Origin of the sequence: Mesorhizobium sp. M00.F.Ca.ET.216.01.1.1 (genome assembly GCF_004010325.2) — a bacterium.
In the GTDB taxonomy this organism is placed as follows: domain Bacteria; phylum Pseudomonadota; class Alphaproteobacteria; order Rhizobiales; family Rhizobiaceae; genus Mesorhizobium.
Genome location: NZ_SADR02000313.1, coordinates 1 through 339, shown reverse-complemented (window position 1 = coordinate 339; position 339 = coordinate 1). Strand labels below are relative to the sequence as shown.

Here is a 339-nt window from a genome sequence, read left to right as displayed (position 1 = left end):
CCCTGTCGAGATCGACCAAAAGCCGGATTTTCCGAACACCTCTCGCGGCTTCGAAACATGGCGGCCGCTGCCGCGGCATCGTTCCGAAACACGCGCCACGCAAAAGGCCGCTCCTCTCAAGCGCTACGCAAACCCGCGTCGGCGCAAATCAACAAGCACATCCGGGAGCAAACCATGGACTGGTATTCGATCGTCAAATTCCTGCACGTTGTTTCGGCCATTTTGTGGGTCGGCGGCGGCTTCGTGCTGTTCCTGCTCGGCGTGCTGGCCGAGCGCGCCGGCAACATCGAGGACAAGCTGCAGGCTATGCGCGCCAGCGGAGAGCTCGGCAGCAAGTTC

At 61.7% G+C, this 339-nt stretch carries 1 pseudogene; it reads left to right on the top strand.

Annotated features, from left to right (window positions below):
* Nucleotides 1-57 precede the first annotated feature (57 nt).
* Nucleotides 58-339: pseudogene (locus EN859_RS36265) on the top strand (hypothetical protein); the annotation flags it as partial.